The sequence below is a fragment of the Xanthobacter variabilis genome (assembly GCF_043831965.2).
Taxonomy (GTDB): domain Bacteria; phylum Pseudomonadota; class Alphaproteobacteria; order Rhizobiales; family Xanthobacteraceae; genus Xanthobacter.
The window spans coordinates 754,593-772,294 of sequence record NZ_CM195533.1 but is presented as its reverse complement, the minus strand read 5'-3'; the positions used below and the strand labels follow the sequence as shown (position 1 = coordinate 772,294).

Here is a 17,702-nt window from a genome sequence, read left to right as displayed (position 1 = left end):
TTCGATGACCTTTCCGGTTCCGCCATCCCGCTTCCAGAACGTCGACACCTGGGTGTTCGACCTCGACAACACCCTCTACAGCGCCGACCATGACCTGTGGCCGCAGATCGACGCGCGCATGAAGTCCTACATCTCGGATTTCCTGGGCATCGCGCCCGATGACGCCTTCAGGCTCCAGAAGGATTATTATCGCCGCTACGGCACCTCGCTGCGCGGGCTGATGATCGAGCACAAGATGGATCCCGGCGCGTTCCTGGACCATGTGCACGATATCGACCTGTCGGGACTTGTGCCCACGCCGCGCCTGGGCGAGGCCATCGATGCGCTGCCGGGACGCAAGATCGTTTATACCAACGGATCAGTGGGCCACGCCCATAACGTGCTGTCCAGGCTTGGCATAGATGATCGGTTCTCGGCGGTTCACGACATCGTCGCCGCCGGGTTCCAGCCCAAGCCGACGGAAGCTGCGTATCGCGGCTTCCTCCACGCCCATGACGTGGATCCGCGGCGCGCCGCCATGTTCGAGGATCTGGCGCGGAACCTGGAGGTTCCCCACCAGCTCGGCATGGCGACGGTGCTGGTGGTCGCCCCATCCCACCGCCCCGGCACGCGTGAGGCCTGGGAGCTGGAGGGGCGCGATGCGGCCCATGTGGACCAAGTCACTGACGACCTGCCCGCCTTTCTCGAAAGGCTGGCCTGAAAGGGCGCCGCGGCGGGCCCCGCCTCGCTCTGCGGAAGGAGTGAATAGCCGGCTTGCGGCCCATAATGCAGGTGGCGCCGTGTCCTGATGGGGGTATCATCATGGTGCTTCGCGGTGGCGGCGGGATGAAACCTTGCCTGTCATCGCGATTTCAACCACTGCGTGCAATATTGCCTATACCTTTTACGTCAACGCCACATATAGTGCTGTGAGCGGCTCAGCCGACGGTACCCGCGAGGCCTCCGCAGTGACGAATGCAGAGCAGCATGCCTGGGTTGATCTCGTCCACGCCCCCGTGATGGTGGTGGATCGGGAGGGGGCGCGGGTCGTCAGGGCCAATGCGCAGGCGGTGGGGCTTGTCGGCGACAGTCTCGATGGGCGCGATCTCGTCGATCTTTTCGGAGCTTATGCCGCCGGCCGGCTGCAAGCGGTATTGGGCGGCGGCAGCCATGATCCCGAGGAGGTGGTGCTTTACTGCCGCACCCCGTTCGGCCTTGCCACCATAGGCTTCAAGCCCTCCTGGCTGCCGGGTGACGCTGGCGCGGTGGTCACGCTGCGTGATCCCCGCGGGCCGTCGGCCGTCGGGCGCGGCAGCGCGGCCCCGCCGGCTGCCGATTTCGGACCCATGCTGGAAGAGATCGTCCGCTCGCTTCCCGTTGGCGTCGAGATTTATGACGGCAACCTGCGCGAGCTGTTCTTCAACAACCTTTCCGACCAGATGTTCGGCGTCGGGACCACGGCCCACGGGCCGGTGCAGGGCGATCTCGACGGCTGGTGGGAGCGCGCCTTTCCCGATGATGCGGCCCGCGCGCGGGCGATTCAGGGCTGGCGGGAATGTCTGGACGGCGCGCGCGCCGATCCCTCGACGGTCAAGGAGGCCGAGTGGGAAGTGCTTTGCCGGGACGGGCAGACCCGCACCGTGCAGTTCCGCTTCCGCTTCGTGGGCGACACCTACATCGTGGTGTTCTGGGACGTTTCCGAGCAGCGCCGGCTGGAGCATGAGCTGCGCCACCTCGCCGTCACCGATGAGCTGACGGGCCTGTGCAACCGCCGCCACTTCTTCGACGAAGGCGACCGCGCCTTCCGCCTGGCGGTGGCCACATGCAGTGAGCTCGCGGTGCTGATGATCGACCTCGACCACTTCAAGTCCATCAATGACGGGCACGGCCACGGCGCCGGCGACGCAGTGTTGCGGGAGGTCGCGCGCCGTTGCCGCGGCACGCTGCGGGCGCGCGACCTGGTGGCGCGGGTGGGAGGGGAGGAGTTCGCCGTGCTGCTGCCCACCACCGACATGGCGGGTGCCCGCCATGTGGCCCAGAACCTCGTTGCCTGCCTGTCTGGACAGCCGGTGGAGATCGAGACCGGCGCGTTGGACGTGCGGGCCAGCATCGGGGTCGCAGTCCTGCTGCCGGGTGATCGCAGCATCGAGGCCGTGATTGAGCGGGCGGATCGCGCTCTGTATGCCGCCAAGGACGGTGGGCGGAACCAGGTGGTGGTGTTCCCGCCCTCCGCTTCGGCGGCCGACGGCGATGGGGCGATGCTTTATGAATGATGCCCCGCTCATCCGCGCCCTGACTGACGCCGAGGTCAACACGGCGGTGGAGTGGGCCGCCCGGGAGGGCTGGAACCCGGGCCTCGCCGATGCCGCCGCCTTTCGCGCGCAGGATGAGGCGGGCTTCCTCGGCCTGTTCACGGGCGATGAGCTCGCGGCGACCCTCTCCGCGGTGCGCTATGCGGGCGGCTTTGCCTTCCTGGGCTTCTATATCTGCCGGCCGCAGCTGCGCGGGCGCGGCCTGGGCTGGCGCCTGTGGCAGGCTGGCATGGCGCGGCTGGAGGGCGATACGATCGGCCTCGACGGGGTGCTGGCCCAGCAGGCCAATTATGCCAAATGCGGCTTTGAGCTCGCCCATCGCAACATCCGCTATGGCGGTGTTCCGCGCGGGCTCGCGGCTCCGGGCGCGGGCGCTGTGACTCTGACGCCGGAACTGCGGGCGGAGGTCGAGGCCTTTGATGCGCGGCATTTCGGCTTTGCCCGGCCAGCCTTTCTGGCCCATTGGCTGCAGCCCCCGCTGGGCGCCGCGCGGGTGCGCGTCGAGAATGGCCGGGTGACGGGCTACGGCGTGATCCGTCGCTGTCGCGAGGGCTTCAAGATCGGCCCCCTGTTCGCGGAGACCGCCGCCGGCGCGGGCGCGCTGTTCGCGGCGCTGGCGGGGCAGGCGCAGGGCGTCGCGCCTGGCGCGCCCGTCTATCTCGATGTGCCCGAGCCCAATGGGCCGGCGCGCGCCTTGGCGCAGGAGGCCGGCCTTGCCCCGGTGTTCGAGACGGCGCGCATGTATCGCGGCTGCGCGCCCCACCTGCCCTTGGCGCGCATCTTCGGCATCACCAGCTTTGAGCTCGGCTGAGCAGTGCCGGCTGTCCACACCCGGCGCCGGAATGTGGGCATTCGTCTCGGCGATGCGGAGGCATCTTGAGAACGCCAAAGTGCTGCCCTAGCTCCCCTTGATCCACGAGGGAGATGCTCTTGACCTACGGATTGATCGGCAGCACCGGCCTCGGCCTTGTTCTGGGCGGGCCGCTGGGGGCGCTTCTGGGCGCCCTGGCGGGACACGTGCTGGACCGGCTGCTGTTGGCGCCCGCGCCCCGGCCCGCTGCCTTTTCGGTGGCGCTCATCGCTCTTTCCGCCAAGATGGCCAAGGCCGATGGCGTGGTGGTGCCGGCGGAGGTCGAGGCGTTCCGGCAGGTGTTCGACATTCCGCCGGAGGATTTCGACGCCGTCTCGCGGCTCTACAATCTCGCCAAGGCCGATGTGGCCGGTTTCGATGCCTATGCCCGCCAGGTGGCCGAAATGTTCGCCGACGATCCCGAGACCCGCGAAGACCTGATGGACGCGCTGTTCCACGTGGCCAAGGCCGATCACGCCCTGCATCCGCGCGAGCTTGCCTTCCTGGAGGAGGTGGGCCGCATCCTGGGCTTTACCGGCGCCGCCTATGCCCGCATCGAGGCGCGCCATGTGCGCCGGGCGGATGATCCCTATGCGGTGCTCGACCTGTCGGCCGAGGCTTCCGATGTGGAGGTGAAGCAGCGCTGGCGGGCGCTGGTCGCCGCCCATCATCCCGACCGCATCGCGGGGCGTGGCCTGCCGCCGGCGGCGGTGAAGCTCGCCAATGACCGGGTGGCGGCGCTGAACGCCGCTTATGGCCGGATCGCCGAACTCAGGGATATCAAGTGACCGACGCCGTTTCGTTCGCCCCCGACTGCCCGCTGGTGTCCGCGGTGGTGCCCTCGCCCAATTTCGGCCCGCGCCGCGCCGCCATCGACATGCTGTTGCTGCACTATACGGGCATGGAGACGGCGGAAGCCGCCATCGCCGCCCTGCGCAACCCGGCGGCGGAAGTCTCGTCCCATTATGTGGTGCTGGAGGATGGGGGCATCCTCCAGCTGGTGCCGGAGGGCGCGCGCGCCTGGCATGCGGGCCTGTCCGAGTGGGAGGGCGTCAGCGACACCAATTCGCATTCCATCGGCGTCGAGATCGTCAATGGCGGCCATGAATATGGGCTGCCGGCCTATCCCCCGGTGCAGATCGCGGCGGTTACGCGCCTGAGCGCCGACATCGTCGCGCGCCATGCCATCCGGGCCGACCGGGTGCTGGGGCATTCGGACGTGGCGCCGGCCCGCAAGGAGGATCCGGGCGAACATTTCCCGTGGGAGGTGCTGCACGCCGCCGGCGTCGGCCACCTGGTGCCCGAGGCGCCGGCGACCGGTGGCCGGTTCCTGATGCCCGGCGACAGCGGGCCGCCGGTGGAGGCGTTCCAGGCCATGCTCGCCCTTTATGGCTATGGCATCGCAGTGAACGGGCTCTATGACGCGGCCACCAGCCAGGTGGTGACCGCGTTCCAGCGGCACTTCCGCCGCTCGCGGGTGGATGGGGTGGCCGATGCCTCCACCATCATGACCCTGCATCGGCTGGTGTCTTCGCGCCCTGCCGCCGCGCGCCCCGCTATGGCGTGAGCGGCGACGTCAGGCGACGCCGATCCGCAGCAGGTCGTGGACGTGGAGGGCGCCCACCGGCCGGCCATCCTCGGCCACCAGCAGCGAGGTGATCTTCAGCGCGTTCATGATCTTCAGCGCCTCGGAGGCGAGCTGGTCCGGACGCACCGTCTTGGGAGTGGAGGTCATCACCATCTCGACCGGCTGGCTGACGAGATCGTTGGCCATGTGGCGGCGCAAGTCGCCATCGGTGACGATGCCCACCAAGCGGCCGTCGGTGTCGAGCACGCCCACGCAGCCGAGGCCCTTGCCGCTCATCTCCACCAGGGCGGCCCCCATGAGGGTGCCGGTCTTCACCAGCGGCAGGGCATCCCGGCCGCGCATCACGTCGCGCACGAAGGAGAGGCTCGCGCCCAGCTTGCCGCCGGGATGGAACTGCCGGAACTGCAGCGCCGTGAAGCCGCGCGCCTCCAGCAGCGCCACCGCGATGGCGTCGCCCAGGGCGAGCTGCATCACCGTGGAGGTGGTGGGCGCAAGGCCCAGCGGGCACGCCTCGGAGGCCATGGGCAGCTGCAGCAGCACCGAGGCCATGCGGCCGAGCGTGCTTTCGCCATGGGCGGTGAAGGCGATCAGCGGCGCGTCGAACCGCCGCGAATAGTTCACCAGGTCCCGCAGCTCGGCGGTCTCGCCCGACCAGGACAGGGCAATGATGACGTCGTCGGCGGTGATCATGCCGAGGTCGCCATGGCTCGCCTCAGCCGGATGGACATAGTAAGCCGGGGTGCCGGTGGACGCGAGGGTGGCGGCGATCTTGCGGGCCACGTGGCCGCTTTTGCCCATGCCCGTCACGACCACGCGCCCGCGCGCCCCGCGAATGGTTTCCACCGCCTGCTCGAAGGACGAGCCGAGCGGCCCCTCAAGGGCCTCGATCAGGGCCTTGAGCCCATCGCGCTCGGCTTCCACCGTGGCCACGGCCGAACTGACGGAAGCGTGCTGCGGCAGCACGGCGCGCTCATCGCGCGCGGGTGTCTTCTGCGAAACTGTCATGCTCATTTCATAGCACCGATGGCGACACCGATGGAATGTCACTTCTCAACCCTGCCGCGCAACGGCGAACGGGCGGAGCGACTTCGGTTCGATTTGGGGCCGCCCGTCCCATCAAGCGCGCCAAAACTTGATAGGAGGTTGGCGGCCGCCAATGGCACCTAGGCGCCATACTTCTCCAGGAACGCTTCCACCGCCAGGCTGCGGAAGTCGCCCAAAGCGGCGTGCAGCGCCTCGTGGCTCCAGTCCCACCAGGCGAGGGTCTGGAGGCGCGCGGCAATGCCGTCCTCGAACCGCCATTTCACGATCCGCGCCGGCACCCCGGCGACGATGGCGTAGGCCGGAACATCCTTGGTGACGACGGCGCCGGCCGCCACCACCGCGCCGGTGCCGACCGAGCGCCCGGCGAGCACGATCGCCCCATGACCGATCCATACGTCATGTCCGAGGGTGAGCTGCTGCGCGCGGCGCCAGGCAAAGAATTCCTGCTCGTCTTCCTCGCCGGGAAAATAGGCGGAGGCGCGATAGGTGAAGTGGGCCTGGGTGGCCCGCCAGGTGGGATGGTTGCCGGGATTGAGCCGCGTCATGGCGGCGATGGAGCAGAACTTGCCGATGCGGGCGGATGCAATGTCCGCATCGTTCACAACGTAGGAATAGTCGCCCATCTCCACGTCGTTGAGCTTGGTGCGCGCGCCCACCTCCGTGTAGCGGCCGAGGCGGGAATCCCGCACCTCGGCGGTGGGGTCGATGAGCGGCTCCGGCCCGAGCTGTTTCATGCGCGCACTCCCGCGCCCAGGGGAACACGCCGCGCGAGGCGGAAGCGCGCGCCCGGCTCCGGCTGAACATAAAGCCCCACATCGGTGACCGCGAGCGGCGCATCGGCCCCGGTCGCCCCATAGGCGTCGGTCAGGGCGTTGAGGGCGTGGGCCAGCTCGTTCTCCCCCAGCGGCCCGGTAAGGGTCATGTGGAAGCGGAAGTCCTCATGGACATAAGGGTAGCCGTAGCGCTCCAGATGCCCCCGCTGGCGCGCGGAGAGGCGGTCTGGCCGGCGGCGGGCCACCTCCTCGGCGGAGAGGGGGGCGCGGGCCGGTTCCAGCTCCATGACGGCGCAGCGGGCGATATCCTCCAGCATGGGCACCGGCATGGGCGGCACCAGCGCCACGAAGGGGCCGATGGCCCGCACCGCCAGCGGCGGCAGCTCGAACGGGTGGTGCTCGGCGGCGAAGGCCGCGATCAGCGCGTCGAGATCGGTTTCGGTGCAGCCGTCAGCCAGCCGGAAGGGGGCCTTCAGCGTGCCGTGGAAACCATAGCGGCGGGGCTCCTCGGTCAGCTCGCGCCAGCGCGGCGGATCGAAGCCGGCCATGTCCGGGGCGTCGAGGTCGGCGCCGCTTTCCGCGTCATATCCAACCACGGCGGAGCCGAACCGCCATAGCGGGCTCTGCGCCGCCGGGGCGAGGTAGATGGCGTAGCGATGGGCCATGGGAGGTCAGCCCTGGAGAAAGGGGTTGTGGGCACGCTCGTCGCCGATGCTGGTCAGCGCCCCGTGCCCTGGCAGGCAGACCACCGCATTGCCGAGTGGCAGAAGCTTTTCGACGATGGCCGAAATGAGCTGGGCATGGTCGCCGTAGGGGAAATCGGTGCGGCCCACCGAGCCGCGGAACAGGGTGTCGCCCACAATGGCGATGTTCTCGTCTTTCAGCACATAGACGAGATGGCCAGGCGTGTGGCCGGGCACATGCAGGATATCGAGCTTCAGCTCACCGATGGCGAGCGGGTCGCCCTCGCTCAGATAGCGGTCGGGCGTCACCGCGCGGCCGCCCTCGAAGCCGTATTTCGTGGCCATTGCGGGGATGCCGTCCAGCAGGAACTGGTCGGCGGCATGGGGGCCTTCCACCGGAACCTTCAGGATCTCGGCGAGCTCGGCGGCGCCGGCGGCGTGGTCCACATGGCCGTGGGTGAGCAGGATTTTCTCAATGGTGGCGCCGGTCTCGGCAATGGCCGCCTGGATCCGGTCGAGATCGCCGCCGGGGTCGATCACCGCCCCCTTCATGGTCCGGGTGCACCAGACGATGGAGCAGTTCTGCGCGAAGGGCGTGACGGGCACAACGGCGATCTGAACGGGCTGCATATGGTTCCTGCTTCTGATCCGCGCGGGCCGGCCCGCGCAGAGAATAAGGCGTCGATTCCCTGCTCAAAAGCGCGTCCATATCGGGCGTGACGGGGCGCTGGCGCCCCGCCTGGCCGTCAATCGTGGTCGCCGTGGGCGCGACGGATGCGGCGCACCACGCCCCACACCGCGAGCACGGTCAGCGGCACCGAAGTGGCGGTCACCAGCCCCACGTCCAGGTGCAGGCCGAGCTTCTCGGCGACACCGCTTTCATGCAGCCCATCGGCAAGGTGGTGGATCAGGCTCACCACATAGTAGGAAATGGCCGCCACCGAAAGCCCTTCCACGGTCCGCTGCAGTCGCAGCTGGAGCCGGGTGCGGGCATTCATGGAGGCCAGCAGGTCGCGATTCTGCTGCTCCAGCTCCACATCCACCCGCGTGCGCAGCAGGTCGGCGGCGCTGGAGAGCTTGCGGCCGATCTTCTCCTGTCGCTCCTCCACCGAGAGGCAGGTGCGCATGGCGGGGGCCATGCGGCGGTTGAGGAACTGCTGCCAGGAAGGAAAGCCGGGCACCGGGACCTCGCGGATGGTGGCGAGGCGCAGCTTCACGATTTCCATGTAGGCGCGGCTGGCACCAAAGCGGAACAGGGAGCCGGTGCTGGCCGCTTCCAGCTCCGCGGCCAGGGCCACCAGCTCGTCGAGCAACTTGTGGTTGGCGGAAAGGCCCACCGAATGGGTCATGGCATTGGCCGCCTCGGCCAGGCGCCCCTCGATCTTCGAGATGGCGGGAGCCAGGCGCTGGGCTTCCGGCAGGCCCAGAAGGGCCAGCGTGCGATAGGTCTCGATCTCCAGAAGGCGCTGGACCAGCGCCCCGGCGGCCTCCGCGCCCAGCCCGCGATTGCGCACCAGAATGCGCACGAAGCCGGAGGGGTCGGCCAGGAAGTCGCTGGCGATCTCGGCCATGCCGTCATTGACGTCGGCGCGGGCCAGGCTGGCGCGATCGAACACCTTGTCGAGGAACAGGTCTTCCGCCGTGTCGGGGATGAGGTGCAGGTCCACCGCCACCAGCAGCGGGCCTGGCTGGGGCATCTCGCCGAATGGCGTTGCGAGGGTCGCGGCCGGCGGCTGGAAGGGCAGCATGCCCGGCAGCACGCCGGGGGAGGGCAGGTCCCAGGTATAGGTGCAGAACTCGGCGTGGCTCTCCCACCGCAGGTCGGCGCCGCCGAACGACACGTGGTGGTGCTTGGCCCCCGCCGCCGGGGCCGGCAGCCCGCGCGAGGTGCACAGGGCCGCCAGCGCCTCCCGGTCCTTGCCGGAGCCGCCGGCGCCGAGCACGAAGGCGGCGTGCAGAATGCGCCGGGGCGTTTCCACCGGCACGAACGGGCGGGCGTGAAGCTCGCGCAGTACGGCGGCTCGCAGCGGATGGGCCGCAAGGGCGCGGCCTTCGCCGATGAGGAGATCCGCCTCACCCATGGTCATGTCCCATCGTCCGCATCCGACACCCCTCCCTTACGTCTTTCGTATGGTGCTGGCATGGGCGCGCGGCGGGATCAAGCGGAGGCGAAGCCGCATTCCGTCGCATGGGGGAATGGGCTGGCTCAGTGACGCAGGCCGCGCAGGGGGCAAGCAGGGTCAAGGGTAGGCGGGGTCAAGGGTAGGCGGGGCCAGGGTAGGCGGGGCCAGGGTAGGCGGGGCTGAGCCAAACGCCGAAGGCAGCCCCGGAGGCCTGCCTTCGGCGTTGGCGCGGGGCGGGCCTTGGTCGGGCCCATCCCGCGCGGTGCTGGAGCAAACCTGTCCGGCGCCGGTCGCGGGCCGGCGCCGGTGGCGTCAATTGCAGACGCGGACGGGGCCGAACGGACCTTGGCGCCACCAACAATGGGGCCGCCAGGGGCCGTACCACCGATAATAGCTTCCATTGGGGCGGCATCCGCCCCAGGGGCCGCGATGCCAGCCCCAGCCGCAGCCCTGGGCCACCGGCACCACGGGTGCTTCGGGCGCGAGGGCCTGCTCCGCCACGACGGGCGGTGGCGAGGCGAGGGCGGGCAGGGCCTGGGTCCCGGCGACGCCGGCGAGGAGGGCACCCGCGACGAGAGCGGGCAGAAGCAGCGGCTTCATGGCGCGGAATCCTTCCGGTGTGGGCTGCGGGCGCTCATTCCTCTTCCTCGAAGATCCAGAGCTGGCTGGATTCGGGCATGGCGCCGGTGTCGTGGAGGCCCAGGAAGGCGGGGATGCGGTTGAGCTGCGCCGGCGTCAGGGTCGCCACGAAGGGCTTGGCAGCCCCCACGAAGGTCTTGAGCGCCTTGGCGCGGGCCTCTTCCGCGTCGGCGATCATGGACAGCACGTCGAGGGCGGAGGTGGGCGGCGGCGCGGCCATGCGGGCCTCGCGGCGGGCCATGGCGCCCTTCGCGGCGTCGCGGATGGCGGCTTCCACCGGCGGCCAGAGTTTTTCCTGCTCGGGCGTCAGCTTCAGCACGGTCTTGAGGGCGGCAAGGCGCGCATCAAGGATCGCCGCGGCGTCCTCGGGCGTGTAGGGCATGCCGACAGCGTCCTGGGACATCATTGCCCCACCGGGGCCCCTGCCGTAGGGCATGCCCTGCCCCATCATGCCTTGGCCCTGCCCCATCATTCCCGGACCCATGCCCTGGGGCATGCCTTGAGGCCCGCCTTGCCCCATCATTCCGGGCCCCATGCCCTGAGGCATGCCCTGGGGGCCCGCCGGCTGGGCGGCGGCAGGAGCGGCGATGGCGGCGCCGAGTGCGGCGGCGAGCGTGAGTGTGGATAGGAGGCGCATGGGAGGACAAGCTCCATGTCTGAGTGCGCGAGGCCTCGGCCTCACGCAAGGGCACCCGTTCCCGGCCCGGGGGCCGGCGGGTGGGCACAGGGTATCAGCCCTGGCGCTGGCCGGAAGGGGCGATTTGCGCGCCCGCCCGTCCATCGGCCATTTCCGTTTGTCGTGGACGCATTGGATCTGGCTATCTACGTGTTTCCTTTACGCAAATCCGGATCCACCTGACGCGGAAACGCCCTTGCCGGTCACAGGTGCCGCAGCACCCGCACCGGCGGCACGCTCAGGGCGCGGAAGGTGCCGATGAGGCCGAAGCCCACGGTGAGCGCCAGCGCCCCCGCCACCGCGCCCGCCGCCGCCGGCAGGGAGAAGGTGAAGGCGATCTCCATCACCTGCGTGACCACCGCATAGGCGGCGAGGCCGCCGGCGGCCACCGCGAACAGGGCGGTCACCAGGCCGAGACCGGCATATTCCAGCCCATAGGCGGCGATGAGCCGGGGCCGGGTGGCGCCCAGGGTCTTCAGGATGACCGCGTCATAGACGCGGTGCTGGTGCCCCGCCGCCAGCGCGCCCGCCAGCACCAGCACCGAGGTGATGAGGGTGACGAGGCTGGCGGCGCGGATGCCGAGCGAGAGGTTTTCCAGCATCCGCCGGGCCTCCTCCAGGGTCTCCTTGACCCGCACGGTGGTGACGGCCGGATAGGCAGCGGCCACCGCTTTCATCAGCTCCACCTCACGCGCGGTGTCGCCGCCATCGGGGAAGGAAAGGGTGGAGAGCACCGTATAGGGCGCGCCGCCGAAAGTGTTGGGCGAGAACACCATCACGAAATTGATGCCGAGCCGCTCCCAGTTCACCCGCCGGAGATTGCTGATGCGGGCCGTTACCGTGCGGCCGAGCACGTTGACGCTGACGCGGTCGCCCAGCTTCAGGCCGAGGCCGGCGGCCAGCTTGTCCTCGAATGAGAGCTGGGGCTCGGTCGTGTCCGGGCGCCACCATTGGCCCTCCACCACCTGTGAGCCCTCGGGCACCTCGGGGGCCATGGAGATGCCCCGGTCGCTCTGCAGTACCCAGGCGGCGTCGGGCGTGCTCTTCACCTGGTCGGCCGGTACGCCGTTGAGCGCGGTGATGCGCCCGCGCAGCATGGGCACGGATTTCAGCACGCCATCGGGTGCCTTGGCCTTGATGAAGGCCGAAAACGCCTCCTGCTGGGAGGACGGCACGTCGACGAAGAAGAAGCTCGGCGCGCTCTCCCGCATGGGGCCGGACAATTCCATGGTGAGGCTGCGGTCCACCAGCGCCAGCGCCACCATCAGCGACAGGCCGAGCCCGAGCGAGAGCACCACCGTGGGGGTGAGCGCGCCGGGGCGGTGGATATTGCCCAAAGCGAGGCGCACCACCGTCGAGCGCGGCCGCGGCAGGCGCCGTGCCACCGCCATGATCGCGAGCGCCACCATGCGCAGCAGCACGAACACCGTGGCCGAGGCCGCCAGGAAGATGGCGGCGGTGCGGATATCGTCGGAGGTGGCGAGCGCCACCGCCACCAGCATCGCCGCCAGCACGGCCATGAGCACCATGTGACCCAGACCGGGCCGTGGCAGGCGCGCGCCGATGCCATCGCGGAACAGGGTGGAGACGGGCGCCTCCTGGGCCCGGGCCAGGGGCCAGACGGCGAACAGCGCCGACACCGTCAGCCCATAGAAAGCGGCAAGCGCCAGCGCTGCGGGATCGAGCCGCGGCGCCAGGGGAAACGGCACCAGGGCGGCGATGGCCGCCGCGGCCGCGAACGGCAGCGCCGCCCCCAACACCAGGCCGAGGGCCACGCCCGCGCCGGCGATCAGCAGGATCTCGGCCCCATAGGTGGCGAAGATGGTGGCGCGGGTGGCCCCCAGGGCCTTGAAGGTGGCAATGGTCTCGCGCTTGGCGGCGAGGTGGCTCGACACCGCATTGGCAACGCCCACGCCCCCCACCAGCAGCGCCGTGAGCGCCACCAGAGTGAGGAACTGGCTGATGCGCCGCACATTACGCTCCAGCTGCGGGGTGGCGGCATCGCGGGTGCGTACCTCGAAGCCGGCGGCGGCGAGGGGGGCTTTCACCCGCTCCATCACCTGCGGCAGGCTTTCCGGCTGGCGCAGCGCCACCCGGTAGCTCCAGCGCACGAGGCTGCCCGGCTGGACCAGGCCGGCCGCCTTCAGGCCGGCATCGGAAACCAGCAGGCGGGCGCCGAAGCCGACGCCGCTGGAGAGCTTATCGGGCTCGGTGAGGATGCGGGCGCGGATCTCAAAGGTGGCCTCGCCCACCTGGATCCTGCTGCCGATGCCCAGTCCCAGCCGGGTCATCATCACCTCGTCCGCCGCCGCGCCAAAGGCGCCATCGGAGGAGCGCAGGAGAGCCTCGGTGGATTGGGCGGGGGAAATGTCGAGCCGGCCCACCATGGGATAGGCGCCGTCCACCGCCTTCAGCTCCACCAGCATGGCTTCGCCCGACTGGGAACGGGCCATGGCCCGCAGCAGCGCCACCCGCGACACCGTGCCGTCGGCGCCGATGGTCGCCAGCTCCTCCGGCGTGGCTTCGCGCTGAACGAGGTTATAGGCCACGTCGCCGCCGAGAATGGCGCGGCCTTCCCGCTCCAGCCCCTCGGTGAGGGCACGGGCGAAGGAGCCGATGCCGGCAATGGCCATCACCCCCACCGCCAGGCAGGCCAGGAAAATGCCGAAGCCCCGCCGGGCGCCGCGCAGCTCGCGCAGGGCGAGCGTGAAAGCGAGGGGCTGCCGGCTCACGCCGTCACCTCCAGGCGGGCGCTGTCCTCGGCGATGACGCCGGAGCGCACCTTCAGCACCCGGCCGCAGCGGTCGGCCAGCGACGCATCGTGGGTGACCAGCACCAGGGTGGTGCCGCGCGCGCGGTGGGCGGCGAACAGCAGGTCCATGATCTGCTGGCCGGTGGCCTCGTCCAGATTGCCGGTGGGCTCGTCGGCCACCAGGATGGGCGGCTCGGGCGCGAGGGCGCGGGCTACCGCCACGCGCTGCTGCTCGCCGCCGGAAAGCTGGGCGGGATAATGGGCGGCGCGATGGGCCAGGCCCACCGCCTCCAGCTCCCGCGCCGCGCGGGCGAAGGCATCGCGGCGGCCGGCCAGCTCCAGCGGCACGGCCACGTTCTCAAGGGCGGTCATGGTGGGGATGAGGTGGAAGGATTGGAACACGATGCCGATATGCCGGCCGCGAAAGCGGGCGAGGGCATCTTCGGACAGGCGGGTGATGTCCTCGCCCGCCACCTTCACCATGCCACGATCGGGCCGCTCCAGCCCCGCCATCACCATCAGCAATGTGGATTTTCCGGAGCCCGACGGCCCCACCAGCCCGACCGTCTCGCCGGCCGTGATATGAACGCAGATGTCTTTCAGCACATGCACACGGGCCGCGCCGGTGCCAAGGGACAGGTCCACGTCCTTCAGATCGATGGCGCGCGGGGACAAGGAAACATCGTTCATGCCTGACAGGACCCTCGAACCGAACGGAATGGCCGCGACGCGCGGAGGCGCGCAGGCTGCGGCGCAACGGGCGCGGAGGCAATCTCCTTTGCCGCGACATTCTTTCCGGCAATGGGCCCTCAAGGCGGCTCGGGGATGTCTGGTGCTGGCCGCGCTCATCACGATCGCGTCACCGGCCTTGGCGCGCACGGTGCGGGTGGTGGCGCTGGGCGACAGCCTCACCGCCGGCTATGGCGTGGCGCCGAAGGATGCCTTTCCGGTCCAGCTCGAAGCCGCGCTGAAGGCGCGTGGCCATGACGTGGTGATCGAGAATGCCGGCGTTTCGGGCGAAACCGCCAGCCAGGGCCTGGCCCGGCTGGACTGGTCGGTGCCCGAGGGGACGGATGCGGTGATCGTGGCGCTGGGCGCCAACGACATGCTGCGGGGCCTGCCGCCCCAGGTGACGCGGGCCGCCATCAGCGAGATCGTCGAGCGGCTCAAGGGGCGTGGGGTGAAGGTGCTGCTGGCGGGCATGCGCGCCGCGCCCAATCTCGGCGCCGGCTATGCGGGCGAGTTCGATGCCATCTTCCCCCAGGTGGCCGACCACGAGGGCGTGCTGCTCTATCCCTTTTTCCTGGACGGGGTGGCCGGACAGCCGACGCTGAACCAGAAAGACGGCCTGCATCCCAATCCCAAGGGCGTGGCGGTGATGGTTTCCGGCATCCTGCCCAAGACCGAGGAACTCATCGGGCAAGTCGCGCCGCCCCAATAACGCGGCCAGGGTAAGGGGCGCCGTATCGAGAGGCGTCATGTCGAGAGGCGCGATGTCGAGAGGCGTTATGTCGAGGAACGAGCCGATGGAATGGGACGTTAGCCCGGAGCGGATGGCGCAGCTGCGCTCGTCCATCGCGCCCGTGCATTGTGAGGTGCCGCTGCGCCAGGTGCTGGCGGAGGATTTCCCGCGGGAGTGCGCGGACCTGCCCATTGCCGGCGGCTGGGGCTATGCGCGCGAGGATGCCATCATCCTGCTGAATGCGGGGGGCGGGGCGCGCGGGCCGCGGGGGGATTTCGTCTCCCTGGAATATTTTCTTGCGGAAAAGATCGTCCATGAGGAGTTGATCGTCTTCCGCGCCAGCGAGGAGCGTTTTTCCGGCATCCGCCTCACCCTCGGCCGCCAGATGCAGGTGGAGAGCGGCGGGCGGCGCTACGACGCACTGGAATTCGCCGTGTCCTGCTGGGCCGACCGGCACTGGGACCATCTGCGCACCGAGTGGGAGAGCAACGGATTCGGGCGGCGGCCCGGCTTCAACATCTCCGCCCACGAATCAAAGCGCGAAGCCGCCCAGGTGCGCTACGAGCGCACGTTCTGGTTCGACATTACCGATGTCATGGGCGGGGGCGCTCCGCGCGGCCGGTCATGACGCGGGCCGGACCCGCGTGAAGGACGCGTGTAAAAACAAAGCTCTAGACGGTTTCGGTGCGGCCGTGAAATGGCTGAAACAGTCTGGGCGCGGGTTTCGCGCCGAAGCACCAGCCGGCCTGTAAGCCGGGTTCTGTATGGCGGGCAGGGACACCGAGGCATCTCGGCCCGCGTGGCGGCCATTCATCTGGGACGCCGGTTGCCCGGCGCCTCTGGCAGTCAACCCGGACGACCCCCCGAGGACAGGGGTGGTTTCCCGCGTCGTCCCTATTCGACTTTGCTCCCGGTGGGGTTTGCCGTGCCGCTCCCGTTGCCGGTCGCGCGGTGGGCTCTTACCCCACCGTTTCACCCTGGCTCGTGCATGCACGAGTGGTCTGATTTCTGTGGCACTTTCCCTGGGGTCGCCCCCGCCGGACGTTATCCGGCACCGTGTCTCCGTGGAGCCCGGACTTTCCTCGACACCGAAATGCCGCGGCCGCCCGGCCGGCTGGTGGGTGAGGAATGGGCGTTTGAGGGCGCAGCGTCAAGGGCCGCGCGCGGCGTTCCCCTGCGGCGGTGTGGGGCGCGTGACCTCCGTGGTGGACCTCCGGACGAGCCCGAAGGTTGCCCAAAGGCGCAAGTGCCGCTATGGAGGCCGGCAACGAACCGCGCCCGCTCGAACCGGCGCGGACAAGGTTTTGGGCAAGGTTTTTGGGGATGTTTCCGAACCTCACGCTTTCCTCGTCGGCTTGGTGCGCTCTTTCGCGCCGGGGGACGCCGCGTCCGCGAAAATGACGCTCCGCTGAGGCCGGCGCCGGCAGAGCCCATGTCGCCGCGCGCCCTGAGACGACTTCCCCCGCATCTTTTTTGAAGAAAGGCACGAGCGATGGCTCGGCTGGTGATGAAGTTCGGCGGCACCTCGGTCGCCAATATCGATCGCATCCGCAATGTGGCGCGCCATGTGAAGCGCGAGGTGGAGGCCGGCTACCAGGTGGCCGTCGTGGTCTCCGCCATGTCCGGCAAGACCAATGAGCTGGTGGCCTGGTGCAAGGAGGCCGCCCCGCTCTATGACCCGCGCGAATACGACGCGGTTGTGGCCTCCGGTGAGCAGGTGACCTCGGGCCTCCTGGCCATCGCCCTGCAGCAGCTCGGCATTCCCGCCCGCTCCTGGCAGGGCTGGCAGATCCCGCTTTATACGGACGACGCGCACGGCTCCGCCCGCATCATGGACATCGACGCGGCGCGCCTCGGCGGTGCCATCGATGGGGGTGAGGTGGCGGTGATCGCCGGCTTCCAGGGCATCCACGCCGAGACCGGTCGCATCACCACCCTCGGCCGCGGCGGCTCGGACACCAGCGCGGTGGCGGTGGCCGCCGGCCTGAAGGCGGAGCGCTGCGACATTTATACGGACGTGGACGGCGTCTACACCACCGATCCGCGCGTGGTTTCCAAGGCGCGGCGGCTGGACCGCATCGCCTTCGAGGAAATGCTGGAAATGGCGTCGCTGGGCGCCAAGGTGCTTCAGGTGCGCTCGGTGGAGCTCGCCATGGTGCATCAGGTGCGCACCTTCGTGCGCTCCAGCCTGGTCGATCCCGACGCGCCGGAGATGGCGCATGTGGAAAAGGCCGGCACGCTCATCTGCGACGAGGAGGAAATCGTGGCAAACCAGATGGAATCCCAGGTTGTCACCGGCATCGCCTTCTCCAAGGACGAGGCCCAGGTCTCCATCCGCCGGGTGGCGGACAAGCCCGGCATCGCGGCGAGCGTGTTCGGCCCGCTGGCGGACGCCCACATCAATGTGGACATGATCGTGCAGAACGTGTCCGCCGACGGCTTCACCGACATCACCTTCACCGTGCCCAATGCCGATTATGAGCGGGCCAAGGCGGTGATCGACGGGGCCAAGGAAGCCATCGGCCACCAGATCGTGGAAGGCGCCACCGACGTCACCAAGGTGTCGGTCATCGGCATCGGCATGCGCTCGCACGCGGGGGTTGCCTCCAAGGCGTTCGAGGCGCTGGCGGCCAAGGGCATCAACATCCGGGCCATCACCACCTCGGAGATCAAGATCTCCTTCCTCATCGATGCGGCCTATACCGAACTTGCGGTTCGGACTCTGCATTCGCTATACGGGCTCGACAGCTGACGGCGCGTGTGCCTGGATCTGATCCGGATACCGTTCTTCACTGAGGGCTTTGCGGGTGTGAAACCCGCT

Annotated in this window: 17 protein-coding genes and 1 other RNA gene; 8 read left to right on the top strand and 10 right to left on the bottom strand. The window is 69.3% G+C overall.

Features of this window, described 5'->3' with window-relative positions:
- The first annotated feature begins 4 nt into the window (after window positions 1–4).
- From V5F26_RS03405 to V5F26_RS03385, 5 genes are all read left to right on the top strand, one after another.
- Entirely contained in the window at window positions 5–700 is a 696-nt protein-coding gene (locus V5F26_RS03405; protein WP_234053217.1) for a pyrimidine 5'-nucleotidase, read from the top strand.
- 133 nt (window positions 701–833) lie between these two features.
- Entirely contained in the window at window positions 834–2,252 is a 1,419-nt protein-coding gene (locus V5F26_RS03400; protein WP_394058118.1) for a sensor domain-containing diguanylate cyclase, read from the top strand.
- Window positions 2,245–3,102: a GNAT family N-acetyltransferase gene (locus V5F26_RS03395; RefSeq protein WP_394947721.1), complete on the top strand. Its 858-nt coding sequence runs from the start codon at window positions 2,245–2,247 to the stop codon at window positions 3,100–3,102. The genes V5F26_RS03400 and V5F26_RS03395 overlap by 8 nt, the downstream gene beginning before the upstream one ends.
- A 119-nt stretch (window positions 3,103–3,221) precedes the next feature.
- The gene (locus V5F26_RS03390) at window positions 3,222–3,929 is read left to right on the top strand and encodes a TerB family tellurite resistance protein (protein WP_394947720.1); all 708 of its coding nucleotides are present in this window, start codon (window positions 3,222–3,224) and stop codon (window positions 3,927–3,929) included.
- Window positions 3,926–4,708, top strand: coding sequence for an N-acetylmuramoyl-L-alanine amidase (locus V5F26_RS03385; protein WP_394947719.1), 783 nt, complete (start codon window positions 3,926–3,928; stop codon window positions 4,706–4,708). Before V5F26_RS03390 ends, V5F26_RS03385 begins: the two co-directional genes overlap by 4 nt.
- A gap of 9 nt (window positions 4,709–4,717) precedes the next feature.
- Here the strand turns inward: V5F26_RS03385 and V5F26_RS03380 are convergent, their stop codons facing one another.
- The 9 genes from V5F26_RS03380 to V5F26_RS03340 form a co-directional block, all read right to left on the bottom strand.
- Entirely contained in the window at window positions 4,718–5,734 is a 1,017-nt protein-coding gene (locus V5F26_RS03380) for a KpsF/GutQ family sugar-phosphate isomerase (protein ID WP_394947762.1), read from the bottom strand.
- Window positions 5,735–5,892: 158 nt separating this feature from the next.
- Window positions 5,893–6,507: an LbetaH domain-containing protein gene (locus V5F26_RS03375; protein WP_394947718.1), complete on the bottom strand. Its 615-nt coding sequence runs from the start codon at window positions 6,505–6,507 to the stop codon at window positions 5,893–5,895.
- Window positions 6,504–7,211, bottom strand: coding sequence for a DUF1045 domain-containing protein (locus V5F26_RS03370; RefSeq protein WP_394947717.1), 708 nt, complete (start codon window positions 7,209–7,211; stop codon window positions 6,504–6,506). The genes V5F26_RS03375 and V5F26_RS03370 overlap by 4 nt, the downstream gene beginning before the upstream one ends.
- Before the next feature lie 6 nt (window positions 7,212–7,217).
- Window positions 7,218–7,859 carry an MBL fold metallo-hydrolase gene (locus V5F26_RS03365; RefSeq protein WP_234053210.1) on the bottom strand — a complete coding sequence of 214 codons (642 nt, stop codon included), beginning with the start codon at window positions 7,857–7,859 and terminating at the stop codon, window positions 7,218–7,220.
- Window positions 7,860–7,975: 116 nt separating this feature from the next.
- Complete coding sequence (locus V5F26_RS03360; RefSeq protein WP_394947761.1) at window positions 7,976–9,310, bottom strand: DUF3422 family protein; 1,335 nt, start codon at window positions 9,308–9,310, stop codon at window positions 7,976–7,978.
- A 354-nt stretch (window positions 9,311–9,664) separates the two neighbouring features.
- Window positions 9,665–9,952 (bottom strand): GCG_CRPN prefix-to-repeats domain-containing protein, encoded by a 288-nt coding sequence (locus V5F26_RS03355; protein ID WP_394058111.1) that lies wholly within the window; start codon window positions 9,950–9,952, stop codon window positions 9,665–9,667.
- A 34-nt stretch (window positions 9,953–9,986) separates the two neighbouring features.
- Window positions 9,987–10,397, bottom strand: coding sequence for a Spy/CpxP family protein refolding chaperone (locus V5F26_RS03350; RefSeq protein ID WP_234053207.1), 411 nt, complete (start codon window positions 10,395–10,397; stop codon window positions 9,987–9,989).
- Window positions 10,398–10,870: 473 nt separating this feature from the next.
- A complete protein-coding gene (locus V5F26_RS03345) occupies window positions 10,871–13,399 on the bottom strand; it encodes an ABC transporter permease (RefSeq protein ID WP_394947716.1) in 2,529 nt (842 codons plus the stop codon).
- A complete protein-coding gene (locus V5F26_RS03340; RefSeq protein WP_234053205.1) occupies window positions 13,396–14,109 on the bottom strand; it encodes an ABC transporter ATP-binding protein in 714 nt (237 codons plus the stop codon). The genes V5F26_RS03345 and V5F26_RS03340 overlap by 4 nt, the downstream gene beginning before the upstream one ends.
- A 142-nt stretch (window positions 14,110–14,251) precedes the next feature.
- Between V5F26_RS03340 and V5F26_RS03335 the strand changes: the two genes are divergently transcribed.
- Window positions 14,252–14,860 (top strand): arylesterase, encoded by a 609-nt coding sequence (locus tag V5F26_RS03335; RefSeq protein ID WP_394947715.1) that lies wholly within the window; start codon window positions 14,252–14,254, stop codon window positions 14,858–14,860.
- Window positions 14,861–14,945: 85 nt separating this feature from the next.
- A complete protein-coding gene (locus tag V5F26_RS03330; protein WP_394947714.1) occupies window positions 14,946–15,509 on the top strand; it encodes a hypothetical protein in 564 nt (187 codons plus the stop codon).
- Between the two features lie 105 nt (window positions 15,510–15,614).
- Here the strand turns inward: V5F26_RS03330 and rnpB are convergent.
- Window positions 15,615–15,999: RNase P RNA component class A (gene rnpB / locus V5F26_RS03325), an RNA gene on the bottom strand.
- 374 nt (window positions 16,000–16,373) lie between these two features.
- Here rnpB and V5F26_RS03320 point away from each other — a divergent pair.
- Window positions 16,374–17,633, top strand: a complete 1,260-nt coding sequence (locus V5F26_RS03320) for an aspartate kinase (RefSeq protein ID WP_394058104.1) — start codon at window positions 16,374–16,376, stop codon at window positions 17,631–17,633.
- Window positions 17,634–17,702: the final 69 nt, after the last annotated feature.